Origin of the sequence: Arthrobacter sp. zg-Y877, from assembly GCF_030373105.1 — a bacterium.
Lineage (GTDB): Bacteria > Actinomycetota > Actinomycetes > Actinomycetales > Micrococcaceae > Arthrobacter_B.
Window position 1 is genome coordinate 1 of the sequence record NZ_JAUCPU010000009.1, and the last position, 15,735, is coordinate 15,735.

At 65.3% G+C, this 15,735-nt stretch carries 12 protein-coding genes and 1 tRNA gene; 7 read left to right on the plus strand and 6 right to left on the minus strand.

Annotation, left to right across the window (positions count from 1 at the left end):
* Positions 1-37: 37 nt before the first annotated feature.
* The gene (locus QNO03_RS14575) at positions 38-4,525 is read right to left on the minus strand and encodes an ExeM/NucH family extracellular endonuclease (RefSeq protein ID WP_289603862.1); all 4,488 of its coding nucleotides are present in this window, start codon (positions 4,523-4,525) and stop codon (positions 38-40) included.
* A gap of 491 nt (positions 4,526-5,016) precedes the next feature.
* Positions 5,017-5,104, minus strand: a tRNA-Ser gene (locus QNO03_RS14580).
* A 61-nt stretch (positions 5,105-5,165) separates the two neighbouring features.
* Here QNO03_RS14580 and QNO03_RS14585 point away from each other — a divergent pair.
* The 6 genes from QNO03_RS14585 (at position 5,166) to QNO03_RS14610 (ending at position 11,132) form a co-directional block, all read left to right on the plus strand.
* On the plus strand, positions 5,166-6,143 hold the full coding sequence (locus QNO03_RS14585) for an NAD(P)H-quinone oxidoreductase (RefSeq protein WP_289603863.1): 978 nt from the start codon (positions 5,166-5,168) through the stop codon (positions 6,141-6,143).
* 174 nt (positions 6,144-6,317) lie between these two features.
* Positions 6,318-8,612 (plus strand): carbon starvation CstA family protein, encoded by a 2,295-nt coding sequence (locus tag QNO03_RS14590; RefSeq protein WP_289603864.1) that lies wholly within the window; start codon positions 6,318-6,320, stop codon positions 8,610-8,612.
* Positions 8,609-8,809, plus strand: coding sequence for a YbdD/YjiX family protein (locus QNO03_RS14595; RefSeq protein WP_229950975.1), 201 nt, complete (start codon positions 8,609-8,611; stop codon positions 8,807-8,809). Before QNO03_RS14590 ends, QNO03_RS14595 begins: the two co-directional genes overlap by 4 nt.
* A 210-nt stretch (positions 8,810-9,019) precedes the next feature.
* Positions 9,020-9,712, plus strand: coding sequence for a bacterial proteasome activator family protein (locus QNO03_RS14600; protein ID WP_289603865.1), 693 nt, complete (start codon positions 9,020-9,022; stop codon positions 9,710-9,712).
* Positions 9,713-9,719: 7 nt separating this feature from the next.
* Positions 9,720-10,196 (plus strand): hypothetical protein, encoded by a 477-nt coding sequence (locus tag QNO03_RS14605; protein WP_289603866.1) that lies wholly within the window; start codon positions 9,720-9,722, stop codon positions 10,194-10,196.
* 99 nt (positions 10,197-10,295) lie between these two features.
* Complete coding sequence (locus QNO03_RS14610) at positions 10,296-11,132, plus strand: aldo/keto reductase (protein ID WP_289603867.1); 837 nt, start codon at positions 10,296-10,298, stop codon at positions 11,130-11,132.
* 61 nt (positions 11,133-11,193) lie between these two features.
* On the opposite strand, the gene QNO03_RS14615 is transcribed toward QNO03_RS14610, so the two are convergent.
* The 4 genes from QNO03_RS14615 to QNO03_RS14630 are packed head-to-tail and all read right to left on the minus strand — an operon-like array spanning position 11,194 to position 14,382.
* Positions 11,194-11,586 carry a flagellar assembly protein FliW gene (locus tag QNO03_RS14615; RefSeq protein WP_229950969.1) on the minus strand — a complete coding sequence of 131 codons (393 nt, stop codon included), beginning with the start codon at positions 11,584-11,586 and terminating at the stop codon, positions 11,194-11,196.
* A complete protein-coding gene (gene flgL / locus QNO03_RS14620; RefSeq protein ID WP_289603868.1) occupies positions 11,583-12,473 on the minus strand; it encodes a flagellar hook-associated protein FlgL in 891 nt (296 codons plus the stop codon). Before flgL ends, QNO03_RS14615 begins: the two co-directional genes overlap by 4 nt.
* Positions 12,474-12,476: 3 nt before the next feature.
* Positions 12,477-13,877 (minus strand): flagellar hook-associated protein FlgK, encoded by a 1,401-nt coding sequence (gene flgK / locus QNO03_RS14625; protein ID WP_289603869.1) that lies wholly within the window; start codon positions 13,875-13,877, stop codon positions 12,477-12,479.
* 19 nt (positions 13,878-13,896) lie between these two features.
* Positions 13,897-14,382, minus strand: a complete 486-nt coding sequence (locus QNO03_RS14630; protein WP_229950957.1) for a flagellar protein FlgN — start codon at positions 14,380-14,382, stop codon at positions 13,897-13,899.
* Between the two features lie 286 nt (positions 14,383-14,668).
* Here QNO03_RS14630 and QNO03_RS14635 point away from each other — a divergent pair, with 286 nt between their 5' ends.
* Positions 14,669-15,535 carry a sigma-70 family RNA polymerase sigma factor gene (locus QNO03_RS14635; RefSeq protein WP_269437881.1) on the plus strand — a complete coding sequence of 289 codons (867 nt, stop codon included), beginning with the start codon at positions 14,669-14,671 and terminating at the stop codon, positions 15,533-15,535.
* Positions 15,536-15,735 lie beyond the last annotated feature (200 nt).

Consider the following 15,735-nt stretch of genomic DNA (forward strand, 5'->3'; position numbering starts at 1 on the left):
GCCGGGGCGGCGCTTCTGTTTTAGACCGTTATTTCGGTTACTTCCGTCCGGTCAGGCACAGGAGGTACTGCGCCAGCTCGTAGACATACCGCGCCCACCCGCGCACGTCCCACCACTGCTTGGGAGCGACGGGCGCCTTGCAGACCGGAGCCGGAGCCGCAGCCTTCTCGACGGTGACCGGCAGGGTCACCGTGGTGCCGGATTCGGCGGCCGTCAGCACCAGGGATCCGGCGCCGGAAGCCGACGCGGGAAGGGTCACGGTAACGGTGGCGGAACCGGCGCTGACCGGTGTGGTGCCCAGTGTCGTGGAGGTGCCGGCGGCATTCACGAAGCTGACGGCCAGCGACGTGTTGGCCGGGCTGCCCAGGGAGGTCAGGTTCAGCTGGGCGACGGTGAAGCTCGCTGCCGTGCCTGCCTTGACCGTGGTGGGAGCGCCCTTGACCACTACGCCCTGACGGGCGAAGTCGGGTGACAGCGGACTGTTGGCCGAGATGTAGCTGATCCAGGCGTCGCGGTCCACCAGACCCGTGTCGCGGGTGTTCTTGCCTTCCATGAAGACGGTGAAGTTGTCGCCGCCCTGCGCCAGGAAGCTGAACGTGCCTACCCGGTAGTCCCGGGCCGGGTCCATGGCTGCACCGTTGATGGTGACGCTCTGGATCCGTGAGCCGCGCGGCTGGTCCGGGTCGAAGGTGTAGGTGATGTTGTCGGACAGGCCGAGGGCCAGGAAGGCACGTGAACTGCCGTCCGGCTGCCACTGCTGCTCCAGCATCGTCTTCAGCTGGGCACCGGTGAGTGTGGTGGTCCAGAGGTTATTGACGAAGGGCAGGACGGCGTTGGCCTCGGCGTACGTGATCACGCCGTCGGGGCCGTAGTAGAGCTCGGCGCGCAGGCCACCCGGGTTGGTGACACCGATTTCGGCGCCTCCGCGTTCGGGAGCAGCGAGGGTGGACAGCAGGGAGTCGGCCACCAATGCCCCGAGGGTGGATTCGGAGCTGCGGTCATCGCGGGCAGTACCCACGAAGGCCGAGGTGATGTCCGCCGTGACGGAGCCGACGGGCTGGTTGCCCACCTCGGCCGAATTGGCCAGGGCGGCGTCGACAATCCGCTTTACCTCGGCGACCGCCGGGTAGGCGGCCACCAGTTCCGGCGCCGCGGTCTTGGTGCGGCCCACGTTGGCTGCGGTGTAGGACAGCACTTCGTCGGTTTCTTCGTTGTACTCGAGCCGGATCTGCCCGACGAATTCGCCGTAGGAACCGGTCTGCACCACGGGGCGGGTTTTCCCGTCCCCGCCCGGGATGGGTGCATCCCAGGCGTACTGCTTGTGGGTGTGCCCGGTGTAGATGGCGTCCACCAGTTCGGTGGTCTCGTTGACGATCTCCGCGAAGGCACCGCCGGCCGCCAGCTCCTGGTCCAGGGTGGCGCCGTCGGGAGTGCCGCTGCCGGCACCCTCGTGGTACTCGGCGATGATGACGTCGGCGAGGTCCTGCTCCACAAGCTGCTCGGCGACGCGGTTGACCGCGTCCACCGGGTCGCCGAAGTCCAGGTTGCTGATCCCGCCGGGGCTGACCAGGCTTGCCGTCTCCTGGGTGATGGCACCGATGACGGCCACCTTGACCCCGTTGACGTCGAGGATCTCGTATTCCTGCAGGGCAGGAGTGGTGGTGCCCTTGGTGTAGACGTTGGCGCCCAGGTAGGGGAACTGCGCGGCCGCGGCGACGCGTCCGGTCAGGTCCGCGAAACCGCCGTCGAACTCATGGTTGCCGGCGGCCGAGGCCTGCAGTCCCAAAGCATTCAGGACATCGATGGTCGGCTGGTCCTGCTGCACCGAGGAGGCGAACAGGGAAGCGCCGATGTTGTCACCCGCGGAGAGGAACAGCGAGCTGCCCTCCGGAGCGCCGGCCTTGAGTTCCTCGACGGTTCCGGCGAACGGCACCGTGTTGGCGTCGATCCGTCCATGGAAGTCGTTGATGTTCAGCAGGTTCAGTGTCGAGGTGTCCGTACCTTCCGCGGTCAGGTCCATGCCCACAAGGATGGGGTCATGGTCCGAGGCCCGGTACGGATCCGGTGCGTAGAAGTTGGTGGCGTTGTAGTTGTAGCGGCTGTATTCGAAGGCCACCGACTCCACGGAGTTGATGTTCCAGATGTCGGTACCGGTCACCGCTTCGTTGGCCGCCGGGGAGGCCAGGATGTGGTCCAGGCTTCCAACGGTCCCGCCGAAGGCATACGAGTGCTTGCCGGTGGTCGCGCCGAGGTCAACGTAGCCGGCATCAACCAGCACCTTGATGGGGTCCTCCGCGTGGTAGGCATTGAAGTCGCCCAGCAGGAACACCTTGTCTGTACCGGCGGCTTCCGACTCGGTTCCAGCGAAGTCCACGAGGGCCTGTGCCTGGCGGACGCGGTCGGCGTTCCAGCCGCCCTGGCCCGTGTCGGCATTTTCACCGGAGGCCGGCGCTGATCCCTTGGACTTGAAGTGGTTCGTTACGGCGAGGATTTCCGTGCCGTCTTCGGCTCCGGCAGGCCGGAAGGCCTGGGCCAGCGGCTCGCGGGCGTTGGAGAAGACCTCTTCGTTATCGAGGATGCTGGATTCGCCGACAGGTTCGGCGGTTCCGGTCCGGTAGATGAAGGCCGAACGGATGACGTCTTCATCAGCGGGCAGGTCCGCGGGGGAGCGGACGTAGTCCCACGTCCCCGGTGCCTGTGCGTTGAGGGCGGCCACCAGGCGGGACAGCGCGTCATCGCGGTTCTTGCCGAACTTGGCTGAGTTTTCGACCTCCATCAGCGAGACCACGTCAGCGCCCAGGGCGTTGATTGCTGCCACGATTTTGGCCTGCTGGCGTTCCAGGTTCGCGGCGTTGGCGGCGCCGCGGGCGTCGCAGCCGCCGTCGACGGTCACGGGAGCGCCGCTGCGGTCCTTATAGAAGGAGCAGCCGGTGAGGCTGTCTCCGGTGGTGGTGAAGTAATTCAGCACGTTGAAGGACGCGAGCTTCAGGTTGCCGCCGACACTCTCGGGTGCTGCGGTGCGGGTGTTGGTGAACGACGCCGGTGAGGCGGTCGCGGCGTTGGCCTGCGTCAGCTCGGTCAGCGGCTGGAACTTCCAGGCACTGTTGCGGAAATCCAGGATGACGCCGGTGCTGAAGGTGGCGGCGGAGCCCACCCGGACCGGGTTTTCCGGAGTCAGGTACGGCAGAGGCTTGCCCTGGTTGGCTGCACTGAGGAAGTTGGTGCTGGCGCCGTCGTCGAGCTTTACGGCGCGGGCGGCGTTGTCCGCCACGACGGCAGCGTGTTCGGGGGTTCCGACGGCGGCTACCGCGGTGGGCTGGACGAGGACGGAGTTACCGGCAGCGAGGCCGATTTCCGCGTACTGGTTCAGGGAGAAGTTGTCGGTGACGGTGAAGTCGCCCTGTGGCGCCAGCAGCATGCCCTCGAGGGTTTCGCGCTGTTCCTCGGTTGCCGGCCATGCGACGGCGGCGGGCTTGACCTCGGGCGCGGCTTCGCTGACCTTGGTCATGGCGCCGTCGGCGACGGTGAGCTGCGTGAGGTTGTAGTACTCGCCCACGGTGCCGGTGACCTCGACGTAGTCGCCTGCGGTCACCTGGCCCGCGGTGGCCGCGGAGAAGATGAAGATGCCCTCCGACGCGGTGTGCGTGGTGGGGTTGAGATCCCCGCCGGTGCCCGGAGTCTGGATGTAGTAGCCGTTGAAGCCGCCGGTGGGGTAGACGCCAGTGACCTTGCCGCGCGTGGTGACCGTCTGGCCGATCATCGGACTGGCAGCGCCGGTGCCCTGGATCTGGGCAATTGGCACGACGTTGCCCGGCACCGGCACGGGGGCCGGCGTCGTCGGCGTGGGCGTGGGGGTGGGCACGGTGGGAGCCGCACCGCCCGTGGAGGTGGGGGTCACCGAGGTGCTCAGGGTGAAGTCGGCAGCGTTATTGTTCGAATCTGCGAAACCGGTCCGGTTCAGCGACTTCGGATCCGAGTTGCCTGCAGGTGCGGCCGCCCCGGCTGTCTCGAACGTGTTGGACGATCCGTAGCCCAGCAGGTCGACCACTTCGGGAGCGCCCATAACCGAACCGGTGGGCAGGGGATCAACCCGGGTGCCCTGGTTCGAGAGGACCAGCGTGCCGCCGGTGCCGCTGAAGCTGGCACCGATGGTGGCGTCAGCGGCCGGGAGGGCAGCGCCGGTGGTGCCGTTGCTGGCGCCGGAGACCAGGTAATACCCGCCGGGAGCGATGCTGCCCGAAAGGGTGCCTATTCCGGTGGGAGCCGCCGTGGCGCCCGCGGCCCGGTACTGGAGGGACCAGCCGTCCAAGCTCACCGGTGCGCTGGTGGGGTTGTAGAGCTCGACGAATTTGGTGTTGAACGGGGCGTTGGCGCTGCCGCCGGACAGATATGCCTCGTTGATGATGATGCCGGGAACGGCAGCGGCGCCGTCCTGGGCGTAGGCCGGGAACGCGGTCAGCGGGGCGGCGAGCAGGCCGGCTGACAGGGCGGTTCCGAGCGCAGCTTTCCAGGGGAAAGGTCTCATGCCTCATACTCCTTGGTCAGCCGTTCGGGCCGACAGGTAATGGCCGCCGGTGAGGGCGGCGGGGATCCAGCGAGTGATGACGTTAGGTGATGCTAGTCGGGGCAGGTTGCGACCAGGTGAACGTCCGGCGTCGTCCGTCAGTGCACGTGCCGGCACGCTTCCGCCGCGTCCCCCGAGGAGGCGGAAAAGTGATCGCCACCACAGTGTACGGCCTTCCACCCCCCACTTCCCGTCTGGCGGGTACTGATGAGTAACAAACGCGGGCGGCGGCGGTAAAAAAGTGCCCCTGATCCTGCTCATCGCCTTCTGTACAGCAAATGCGGTCTGGGACCCACTTAGCCAGCATCAGCTGTACAGAAGGTGACGCTTAGCCAGCATCAGCTGTCGTGGCGCGGGGCGAGGGGACTGTGCCGGCCGCACCGACCCGCAGATCCGCCCCCGGAAACAGGAGAAGCGGCCCCCGCTGTGGGGACCGCTTCTCGTTGTCTGCGCGGAAGGTAAGGGATTCGAACCCTTGGTACGGGGTTACCGCACACTGGTTTTCAAGACCAGCTCCATCGGCCGCTCGGACAACCTTCCTCACTAGTAGTCTGGCAGAAGGGATGAATTCACCAAAATTCCCTGAACCAGGAAGGACAGCATGAAAGCCATCGTTATTGGAACGCCCGGGGGCCCGGAAGCACTGGAACTGCAGGACGTACCCGCACCCACGGCCGGACCGGGGGAAGTGCTGATCGACGTCATCGCCGCCGGCATCAACCGCGCAGACGTGATGCAGCGGCAGGGCCATTACCCGGTACCCGCCGGAGCGTCCGAGTATCCCGGCCTGGAAGTCTCCGGCCGGATTGCCGCCCTGGGCGAGGGCGTTGAAGGCTTTGCCGTCGGAACCGAAGTGGTGGCCCTGCTGAGCGGCGGCGGCTATGCCGAACAGGTGGCAGTACCCGCCGGCCAGGTCCTTCCCCTGCCGGACGGCTTCGATGCCGTCACTGCCGCGTCCCTGCCGGAGACCGCGGCCACTGTCTTCTCCAACCTCTTTATGGCCGCCGGCGTGCAGGAGGGCGACTATGTCCTCATCCACGGTGCCAGCGGGGGCATCGGCACCATGGCCATCCAGATGGTCGCCGCGTTCGGCGCGGTTCCCATGGTGACTGCCGGTTCGGCGGAAAAGCTGGAGCTGGCCGAATCGCTCGGCGCAAAGGTCCTCATTAACTACAAGGAGCAGGACTTCGTCGAGGCAGTGCGGGAAGCCACCGGCGGCCACGGTGCTGACATCATCCTCGACGTCGTCGGCGCCAAATACCTGCAGCGGAACCTCGATGCGCTCGCCGTGGCCGGCCGGCTGGTGGTCATTGGCCTGCAGGGCGGCACCAAGGCGGAGTTGAACCTGAACCAGTTGATGACCAAGCGGGCTGCCGTCATCGGTACCACCCTGCGCGGCCGGCCCGTGGAGGAAAAGAGCGCCATCATGTCCGCGGTCGGTGAATACGTCTGGCCGCTGCTGGTCTCCGGCGAGATCCGGCCGCTCGTGGACCGCATCTTCCCGCTGGCCGAGGCCGCTGCGGCCCACGAATACTTCGATTCCGGCCAGCATGCGGGCAAGATCCTGCTGACGCTCTAGCCAGGACCCAGCCACAGCCTCATGACGACGGCGGCCGCACCCTTTGCGGCCGCCGTCGTTTTTTCTGTGACGCACACCTCACCCGCTGGTAACCTCGAGGGGCAGGGCACCTTCCTGCACCGTTCGGTACGTATGTCAATGAAGACAAGCCACCGCAGACCTAGAGGGATCATCATGAGCGAGAACGGTCGGCAGCCTGCCGATAGAGAAAAACCACTGGACGGCGACGTCCTGGAACAGGACCCGGCGCTGCCGCCGGTGGCCGTGGATCCGGAAGTCCTCGAGGCGGAGGACCGCCGCTGGACCCCGGCGAAGATCGCCATCTGGGCCGGCATTGCACTGCTGGGCGGCTTCAGCTGGACCATGCTCGCCGTGGTGCGCGGTGAAACCGTTAACGCCATCTGGTTCGTGTTTGCGGCGGTGTGCACGTACCTCATCGGCTACCGCTTCTACTCGAAACTCATCGAGGCGAAGCTGCTGAAGCCCAATGACCGCCGGGCCACTCCGGCCGAGTACAAAGCGGACGGCAAGGACTTCGCCGCCACGGACCGCCGGGTCCTCTACGGGCACCACTTCGCCGCCATCGCCGGCGCCGGTCCGCTCGTCGGACCGGTCCTGGCCGCGCAGATGGGCTACCTGCCCGGAACCATCTGGATCATCGTGGGCGTGGTGCTGGCCGGCGCCGTCCAGGACTATCTGGTGATGTTCTTCTCGATGCGCCGCGGCGGGCGCTCCCTGGGCCAGATGGCACGGGATGAGCTCGGGCTGATCGGCGGCACCGCCGCGCTGATCGCCACCCTGGTCATCATGATCATCATCGTGGCCATCCTTGCCCTGGTAGTGGTGAACGCCCTGGCCGAAAGCCCCTGGGGTGTCTTCTCCGTGAGCATGACCATCCCCATCGCCCTGTTTATGGGCGTGTACCTGCGCTACCTGCGTCCGGGCAAGGTCACCGAGGTCTCCATCATCGGCTTCGTCCTCCTGCTCGCCGCCATCATCGCCGGCGGCTGGGTTGCCGGCACCCCGCTCGGCGACGCCCTGACCCTGGAGCCGACCACCATCGCGTGGGGCATCATCATCTACGGCTTCATCGCCGCCGTCCTGCCGGTCTGGCTGCTGCTGGCCCCGCGCGACTACCTCTCCACCTTCATGAAGGTGGGCACCATCGTGATGCTCGCCGTGGCCATCATCATTGTCCGCCCGGAGATCAGCGTTCCGGCCGTCAGCGAATTCGCCAGCCGGAATGACGGGCCGGTGGTGGCCGGGCCGCTCTTCCCGTTCCTCTTCGTCACCATTGCCTGCGGTGCCTTGTCTGGCTTCCATGCCCTGATCTCCTCCGGCACCACCCCGAAGATGCTGGAGAAGGAACGCCAGACCCGCTTCATCGGCTACGGCGGCATGCTGATGGAATCCTTCGTGGCCGTCATGGCGCTGGTGGCCGCCATCTCCATTGACCGCGGCATCTACTTCGCCATGAACTCCTCCGCCGGAGCCACCGGCGGCACGGTGGAAGGCGCCGTCGCCTTCGTCAACGGCCTGGGGCTGGCCGGTGTGAACCTCACCCCGGACATGCTCTCGTCCCTGGCATCCAACGTCGGCGAGGAATCCATCGTCTCGCGCACCGGCGGCGCACCCACACTCGCCGTCGGCCTGGCCACGATCATGCAGAGCCTGATCGGCGGTCCCGGCATGATGGCCTTCTGGTACCACTTCGCCATCATGTTCGAGGCCCTGTTCATCCTCACCGCGGTCGACGCCGGCACCCGGGTGGCGCGGTTCATGCTGCAGGACACGATCGGCAACGTTGCCCCGAAGTTCAAGGACATGTCGTGGCGTCCCGGAGCCTGGGTCTGTACGGCCATCATGGTCGCCGGCTGGGGGTCGATCCTGATCATGGGGGTCACCGACCCACTTGGCGGCATCAATACGTTGTTCCCGCTCTTCGGCATCGCCAACCAGCTCCTGGCCGCCATTGCGCTGGCCATCTGCATGGCGATCATTGCCAAGAAGAACGCGTTCAAGTGGCTGTGGATCGTGGCCCTGCCGCTGGCATTCGCCGCGGTGGTCACCATCACGGCGTCGTTCTACAAGATCTTCTCGCCGGTTCCCGCAGTGGGTTACTGGGCCAACCATGAGGCGTTCCAGGCTGCACTGGCCCGGGGTGAGACGAGCTTCGGGACGGCCAAGACCGTGGAGGCGATGGAAGCGGTGGTGCGCAACACACTCATCCAGACCACGCTCTCGGTGGTGTTCGTGACCCTGGCGATCATTGTCATCATCACCGCCATCATTGCCAGCATCCGGTCCTTCCGGTCGGGCGGTGCCCCCAGCGCCGAGGACCCGGCCGTGCCGTCGCGTACCTTCGCACCGGCCGGTTTCCTGGCTACGCCGGCGGAAAAGGAGATTCTGGCGCAGTGGGAGTCGCTGCCGGAGGCTGACCGGCCCGCAAAGAGGGCGGCGCACTCATGAGTGCCGCCGTCGCCGTCCGCCACGGTGTCGCCGGATTTGTCCGGTTCTTCCGCGACGTAATGGGGGAGGACGCCTACCGGAAGTATCTGGCTTTCCATGCGTCCTCCGGGTGCAGCTCGCCGCTGATGAGCGAGCGGGAATTCTGGCGGGACAAGATGGACCGGCAGGACAGCAACCCGCAGGGCCGCTGCTGCTAGCGCGGAATTGATTGACGGTATAAGTACGACGGCGGCACCGCAGCTGATTGCCTCAGCCGCGGTGCCGCCGTCGTTGTTTCCTTTTGTTGCTTCCCCGGAGGGTCCCCCGCACCCCGGAACCGGGGGAGCAAACCGTGAAAAACACAGGGCCTACCCGAAATCCGGACTCTCCGCGGGGCAACCCCGGGCAACCGTGAGAGCATTAATGCCATGACTGATCAGAACGGATCCTCCGACCGCCCCGAGGCGGCCCCGGGCGCTCCTGTCGGGCAGAAGTCAGAGCAGACACCGGCCGGCGATGGAACGGCTGACACCGGCAGTCCGGCTGAGACCGCCGGACAGGTGGACCGGTCCACGGACACCGCGGACACCGCCGCCGGCTCCGGCCACGGCAAGGCCAAGAGCGGGCCGGCCAAGCTCAACGAGCTGGTGGACGAACCGGCGAAAGTCATGCGGATCGGCACCATGATTAAGCAGCTGCTCGAGGAAGTGCGCAACGCCCCGCTGGACGATGCGGCGCGCAACCGGCTGGCGGAGATCCACTCCCGGTCCCTGAAGGAACTCGAGGACGGGCTGGCCCCTGAACTCGTGGACGAGCTGCACCGTATCAACCTGCCGTTCCTTGATGATTCCACCCCGACCGACGCCGAGCTGCGCATAGCGCAGGCGCAGCTGGTGGGCTGGCTCGAAGGGCTGTTCCGCGGTATCCAGACGGCCATCGCAGCGCAGCAGACCGCCAGCCATGCCGCAGGACGCCTGCAGCTGCGCCAGCTGCCGCCGGGAACCATCCTTGCCCCGGGTGTCGTCATTGGAGACGATGGGGAACCGCACCGTGCGCAGGGCCCCCAGGGGGCCGGCAGTCCGCGCCCGGAACCCCAATCAGGCCCCGGCCAGTACCTGTAGGACATTGATGGCACTTTTTGCAGCCGCCCGGCAGGGGCGGAAAGACGACGTGGAGCTCGGCAAGGGTGTGTGGCGCCGCGCCCACGACCGTTTCACCCGCGGCCTGGACCGTTATTACCAGATGCTCGAAGGCGTGGAGGATGACGCGATCTACAACGAGCTCGTGACCGTCGCCAATGAGCTTGCCGGGCTGCTGCCGCGCGTCCGGCAGGTCTGCTCGGATGCACAGCGCCAGCTGCCCAGCACCGGACAGAACATTCCCGGCGCGCTGACCGCCGTGCATCGGGCCCTGTCCCGCAGCGGCAATTCGCTGGCCGCTGCGGCCGAGGCCGCTGCCATGTCACGGCTTGAAGGTGAGCGCTGGGGGATCGCCTCCGCCGGACTGGACAATGTGCGGCGCCGGGCGGAACTGGTGCGGGAGGACGTAGCCGAGGCCGAACGGGCCCTGCTCAGTGCCCAGGAAACACGCCTCCCCGGAAAGTAGCAATTAAGAAACTTTCCCAATTCGGGAATATCGAATAACGCGTTTTCGCGGTGAGCATATCCGTTTTGTCCTACGCGGTAACGGCGCAAGGATGAGGAGATGACTACATCACCGGTTCTGACTTTCAATGACGGCAACACCATTCCCCAGCTCGGCTACGGCGTGTGGCAGGTTGAGGACGAGGTTGCCGAAAAGGTAGTGGGGCAGGCCTTCGAGGTTGGCTACCGCCACATCGACACGGCCAAGATCTACGGCAACGAGGCCGGCGTGGGCCGTGCGATCGCCGCCACCTCCGTGGCCCGTGAGGACATGTTCATCACCACGAAGGTGTGGAACGCAGACCAGGGCTACGAAGAGACACTGAAGGCCTTCGATGCCTCCATGGAGCGCCTTGGCCTGGAAACCCTGGACCTGTACCTGATCCACTGGCTGCAGCCGAAGCAGAACAAGTACGTGGACACCTGGAAGGCGCTCATCGAGCTGCAGAAGCAGGGCCGCGTTAAGTCCATCGGCGTCTGCAACTTCACCAAGGAAGCCCTGCAGGAAATCATCGACGCCACCGGCGTCGTCCCGGTCCTGAACCAGGTGGAGACCCACCCGTACCTGAACCAGGCCGACCTGCGCGCCTTCGAGGCCGAGCACAACATCCTGCACGAGTCCTGGTCCCCGCTGGGCTCCGGCAAGGGCCTGCTCGAGGATCCCAAGCTCGTTGAGATTGCGGCGAAGTACGACGGCGCCACGCCCGCCCAGGTGGTCATCGCCTGGCACCTGGCACTCGGCAGCATTGTCATTCCCAAGTCCGTCACGGAATCCCGCATCCGTGAAAACTGGGATGCGCTGAACCTGACGCTGACCAACGAAGATATCGAGGCCATCAATGCCCTCGACAACGGCACCCGTTACGGCGCGGATCCGGCCACGGCCGACTTCGCCTAAACCTTCGGGTTAAAACGAAAGGCGCACGTTCCGCGGAACGTGCGCCTTTTGTTTTGGAGTCCTACGCGGCGACCGGTTCCAAGGGGGCGCGGACCGGCCAATCCTGGCCTTCGAGGATCACCTGGGCGCAGCTGCCGGTGGTCACGTTCACCACGATCGGTGCCAGCAGGTTTACCGTGGTCCCCTCCAGGGTAGGGTTGGCGACCACCAGCACGGCCGCGTCCTCGGACGTCACCAGGTTCAGCTGGAGGCGCTGCTCATCGGTGATTTCCGGGTGGTAGTCCGGCAGGTATACAGAGGCGTCCAGGACGTAGAGACGATGTGTGCCGCCGTCGGCGCCTGCGGCACTGGTCATGGCAAACAGCCCGGCAGCGCCTTCAACTTCGGCGAGGTCGAAGCGCACTTCGGGAGCCAATCCCGGCGGGGGTGTCAGGAAGGTCAGGCCGGTGCTCATCGGAGGAAGTCCATCAGGGTGGGCTGCAGTGCCTTGGCGGTGATGGCCAGGGCCGACTGATAGGCGACTTCCTGCAGCTTCATGTCCAGAATGACCTTGGCGGTATCCAGGTCCTCGATACCGGAGCGGCGCGTCTCCAGGCTGACGGACCTGTCAGCGAGGGTCTCCTTGGCATTGATCGTGGCAGCATGCCGGACGCCCAGGCTGGAGTGCTCCATCAGGACCGTATTGGCGGCCGCATCGATCTTGCCCAGATAGCCGCTGACGTCATTGTTGGCGTTGAGGTCTGCGACCAGATTGTCCACCAGTCGAAAGACGGAATTGTCTCCGGCGCCGAATACTGCCTCGCCGTCGGTATCCACGCGGACCAGCGTGTTGCTGTCCACCCGGCGGGTAGTGGGGGTGCTGCTTCCACTGAAGTTGTACGAGCCTGCCGGATCTTCGGTGAAAGCCTTGCCGGTGTCCGATGTTCCCGCGAAGATCGTCCGGCCCAGGTACGTGGTGTTGGCCTCGCGCAGGAGGTCCGTTTTGAGGCCGGCAAGCTCGGTGGCCACGGCCTTGCGGTCATTGGCAGACATGGTGCCGGTGGCCGCGTTCAGCGTGAGGTCCTTGACCCGGCGCAGGATGTCCGTGGTGTTGGTCAGGGCGTCATCGGCGAGGGTAAGCCAGCCGTCGGCGTCGCTCACATTGGATGTGTACTGCTCATTCGCCCTGATCTCGGATCTGACCTTGAGTGCGTTAGCGGTGCCCGTGGGATCGTCGGACGGACGCGTGATGGCAGCCGAGGATGCCACCTGCTCCTGCAGCTTGGCCATCCGGGACATGCTGGACTGCAGGTTCAGCTGGGCCGTCCGGGCCATGGTCTGGTTCGTGGTGCGGGTGATCACGGGTTACCTTCCAACAATTCCGGTGCGGTTAATAAGGGTGTCAAGCATTTCGTCAATAGCGCTCATAACCCGGGAGGCGCCCTGGTAGGCGTGCTGGTACATCAGCAGGTTCACATTCTCTTCATCCAGGTCCACTGAGGCATTGGAAAGCTGCAGGTCCACCGCGGAGGAGGACGCGACGTCGGCCAGCGTGGCCTGCTGCAGTTCGGAACGGCTCAGAGAGCCGGTGGCGGTGACGAAGGCGCTCCACACCTTGTCCGCCGATCCGGCTTTGGATCCGAGCTGGGAAATCTCATCTGCCAGGCTGCCGTCCAACGTGCCTGCACCGGGCCGGCCGGCCGCAATGCCGGAGGCATCGGTGGGGATGGCCCTCAGCGTGGTTGCGGCCGGGTTACCGACGGCGAAGAAATCCAGGCCGGTGGTGCCGGCAGTCGTTGCGCCCTTGCTGTGCAGGTCGTTGACGCTGGACGCCAGTGCGGTGGCCACCTCGTTGTAGGAGGCAGCGGCCTTGGCGAAGACGCCGCCCTTGTCCGCTGCTGCCAGCAACGAGACAGCGCCGGCAATTTCACCCTTGGTGATGCCGGCGGAGCCTGCCCGGTCGCTCCAGCCGACGGTGGGTTCCGATGCGTCATCCATTGAGGTGCCGCCGGTGACCCGCAGCGAGCGGACATTGTCGCCGGTAACCAGTGCGTTGCCGTCGATGAGGACGTCGACCATACCGTCGGAGGACTCCCGCACCGTGGCGCCGCTCAGGGCAGCGATGGTGGTGGCAAGGGCGTTGCGCTGGTCCACCAGCTCGTTTGCGGACGCCCCGGAGGCAAGAGTGGAGCGGATGGCGCCGTTGAGGTCCGCAAGCTGCACGGCACTGGCATTGAGTTCGGCGACCATGTCATTGAGGCCGCTGCGGGTGCTGTTCCACTGGTCGCGGACCGCGTTGTAACCGGCGGCGATCTGTGTGGCGACGCCGGATGCTTCGCTCAGGAGTGCGGCGGCGGCGGAATTGTCGCCCGGCTTGTGCGACACCCCCTGCCAGGCAGCGGAGAAGTTCTGCAGGGCAGCGGACAGGCCCGTCTTGCTCGGCTCGTTGAATCCATCCTCCAGCTCGATCAGCGCATTGGCGCGGACGGCGGAGTACCCGGCAACGGCAGCAGTGCTGCGCACGCGGGTATCCAGCTGCATGCTGCCCAGGCGGGCGATTGAATCCACCGACACGCCCTGGCCAACACCTGTGTTGGCGGCGAATCGGCCGGCGGGGGCAAGGGAGGGGGCGGCGGAAGTGTTCAGGCGCTGGCGGGTATAGCCGGCCACGTTGGCGTTCGCCACGTTCTGGCCCACCACGTCCAGGCCTTTCCGTGCGGCGGTAAGGCCGGTGTATGCCGTGTTCAGGCCGCTGAAGGTGCTCATTGCTTTGGAGTCCCTATCGTCAAATGCTCTGGTCAACCAGCCGGGCGGCTGACATGGGAGTGGCTGAGGTGCCGGAGGCCGTGTAGGTGTTCGCCTCGGGATTCAATCCCGCCAGCGTTTCCTGGGCCGACCGGGCTGCGGTGCGCAGGAACTGTTCGTTAATGTCCCGCAGTTCGCGGATTTTCACCGTCAGCTCCGTCATGGCCTGCAGGTGCGCGTTGAAGATTTCCGTCCACGGACCGGCGGGTGCAGCAGCCACCAGCTCCCGGAGTGTTGCGTCTTCGGACGTACCCCATTCCGCGGCGAGGCCAGCTACAGCCACGGCGCGGCCAAGATCGGCGGCGCGGAGGCGTTCGAGGACTTGTTCAACCTCGCGTGTAGCGTGCGTGAGCCATTTGGTTTTTCCGGAGGTAAGCAGCAGTTGTTCTTCTTCGAGCTTGAACACAAGAAGTTCCAACAACTCGCGCTCTTCCCATAGAAGGGCCGAGAGTCTCTGGGTACCCATGCGTGGCTCACCTCCTAGGTTGGTGCACTGAATGTCTCTAAAGCGGAATAAGACGTCTGATTCCAGGCCCCAACCTGCGGCAAAAGTCTTCGGATTGGCAGACATATTGGAATATGTACGCCAAAAAACACTATCGGCCGGGTCTTCTCCAATGTTAGTGGTATGTTTCAGCTAAAGCGCTCATGCGTGGATACCACAGCGGACTCAGCCACTGACCACGAGGGCAGCGCAAACAACTGATTATCAGTTGGGGGACAGTTGGGGAACAAGGGCTTGGGGGTCCATATTGAATCGCGCCGCACGTAATGCCATGGTGGTGGAAAATCTTCCACTGGTTGGTTATCTCGTATCCGAAGTCTGTGCCAAGGCCACGCATCTTTCGCGTGATGACCTGGCCTCCGCCGGATCTATCGCCCTTATAACGTCGGCGGATTCCTTCGACCCGGATCTGGGGGTGCCTTTCGGCGCCTATGCTCGGCGCCGGATTGTGGGTGCCTTTGCGGATGAAATGCGTTCCAACGACTGGGCGACCCGCTCGGCCCGCCGCCGGATCAAAGAGACCTTGGCAGTAAAGGAAACCCTAACTGCCGCCCTAGGCCGCACTCCGAACGTCGATGAGATTGCCTCCGCCTTGGGTGTGGACCGCACCGTGGCCGAGGATGCGCTCTCCGATGCCTCCCGCACTGTGTCCAGCCTGGATGAATCAGTGACGGACTTCCTCGTTGCGGACATGCCCTCTCCGGAAGGCTCCCTACTCGCGTCGGAACGCCTAAAGTACCTGCAGGCCGCCGTCGCCGCGTTGCCGGAGAAGATGCGGTATGTAGTGGAAGAGATTTACTACCACGACCGCACAGTCAAGGAAATTGCCGAAGAGCTTGGCAGTACACATTCCGCCGTGTCCCAGCAGCGGGCCGAAGCGGTCCGCCTCCTCCGCGACGGCCTGGGGACGCATTACTCCGACACCAGTGCCGCGCCGGAACTGCAATCCCGGATTGCCCCTGCCCGCCGGAACGCGTACCTCACCTCGGTGGGGGACCGCACCGCGGGCGGTATTACTCGACACCACTTGGCGCCTGCCCTGCCCGGAACCCGGGGCCTGATTCCAGGGCTGCCGGACGGCCGGCCCTCCTCTATTAACCCGGCCGCTTCCTAGGTCCTCCGCCGGGAAAAGTCTTCCCAAAATTCCGAAACTCCTAACACCTATTGGTGCTCCGCCGATAGCTAGTGGTGCGGGCCCACGGACGGGCCTGTTAGTACAGCCCACTCACGGAGGAATACATCATGGGTTTCACAATCGCCACAAACGTTTCATCGCTCAATGCCATGCGCAACCTGACGCTCAACCAGACGAAC